Raw genomic sequence first — 1,037 nt, forward strand, 5'->3', positions numbered from 1 at the left:
CAATGTATCCCAAATCAAGACGGGGCTGGCCATAATAGTCGAGTGAGACGTAAGGCCTTGCAACCCGCACCGCTTAACCGTAGAACAGCACCTTGAATTGACCTAATTATAATGCTATTTATAGGACTAATATTTGGTCTTATGGAGAGAGATATGGCACATGTCATTTTGGCCGAGATTGCGGCCAGCGTATCAGAACTGAAAAAGAATCCGATGGGCACTGTAGCATCAGGCGATGGTGCAGCAATCGCCATTCTGAACCACAATCAACCCGCATTCTATTGTGTTCCTGCTGATACCTACGAAGCAATGATGGACCGCCTTGAAGACATAGAGTTGAATGCGATCGCAGACAGCCGGGCAGACGAGGCTATCGTAAAGGTATCCATAAATGACCTATGAGTTGGGTTTTGTCGATGCAGCTCTCAAGGAGTGGCGAAAGTTGGATACCAATACTCGTACTCAATTCAAAAAAAAGCTGCTGGAACGCCTAGAAAATCCGAGAGTACCGTCCGCCAAGCTTTCAGGCGCAAAGGATCGATATAAGATCAAGCTTCGTGGTGTAGGGTATAGGCTGGTCTATGAAATCAGGGACAAAGAAATTCTGGTTGTTGTCGTAGCGGTAGGTAAACGAGAAAGAGGTTCCGTCTATGACATGGCGGCAAAACGTACAATTTGAAGACCATCCCGATCTTAGGATTCTACACAATTATCCGAGTAACCCCCAACAATTCTCGTCTCACCTTGCCACATATCCCTTACATATTTTGGCGCCTTCCAATTTTTGCATGGCGATGGTGGCGTCAGATATATGCGCGAACCACTGGCGTTTGGCTTGACCATTTGAGCCAATCCGGCCCCAGCGGCGAATGAGACACCAGTCTTCGAACAGGGTTGGTTCGATGCGCAATTGATAGAAGCGGTGCATATTCTGCTTTGGATTAATCCGATGCAGATTGGCTTGCTGTGGCTGCGTGTTTAGGGCATGCATGGTGTCCATTGCTCCAAAAAATCTAACCAACAATCCTTGCGGACCG

3 protein-coding genes are annotated in these 1,037 nt (G+C 47.4%); 2 read left to right on the forward strand and 1 reads right to left on the reverse strand.

Features of this window, described 5'->3' with window-relative positions; all coding sequences use genetic code 11:
• Positions 1 to 153 precede the first annotated feature (153 nt).
• Positions 154 to 402, forward strand: a complete 249-nt coding sequence (locus tag C0081_RS18145; RefSeq protein ID WP_101535278.1) for a type II toxin-antitoxin system Phd/YefM family antitoxin — start codon at positions 154 to 156, stop codon at positions 400 to 402.
• Positions 392 to 679, forward strand: a complete 288-nt coding sequence (locus C0081_RS18150) for a type II toxin-antitoxin system RelE family toxin (RefSeq protein ID WP_101535279.1) — start codon at positions 392 to 394, stop codon at positions 677 to 679. Before C0081_RS18145 ends, C0081_RS18150 begins: the two co-directional genes overlap by 11 nt.
• Positions 680 to 739: 60 nt before the next feature.
• Here the strand turns inward: C0081_RS18150 and C0081_RS18155 are convergent.
• Positions 740 to 1,037: WGR domain-containing protein (locus C0081_RS18155; RefSeq protein WP_245417995.1), on the reverse strand; the 298-nt coding region annotated here is incomplete at its 5' end.

The organism is Cohaesibacter celericrescens (assembly GCF_002866925.1).
Lineage (GTDB): Bacteria > Pseudomonadota > Alphaproteobacteria > Rhizobiales > Cohaesibacteraceae > Cohaesibacter > Cohaesibacter celericrescens.

Excerpts from the sequence above, each read along its gene's own strand:
- C0081_RS18145 (WP_101535278.1), top strand. The coding sequence starts at position 154 with ATGGCACATGTCATTTTGGCCGAGATTGCGGCCAGCGTATCAGAACTG.
- C0081_RS18150 (WP_101535279.1), top strand. The coding sequence starts at position 392 with ATGACCTATGAGTTGGGTTTTGTCGATGCAGCTCTCAAGGAGTGGCGA.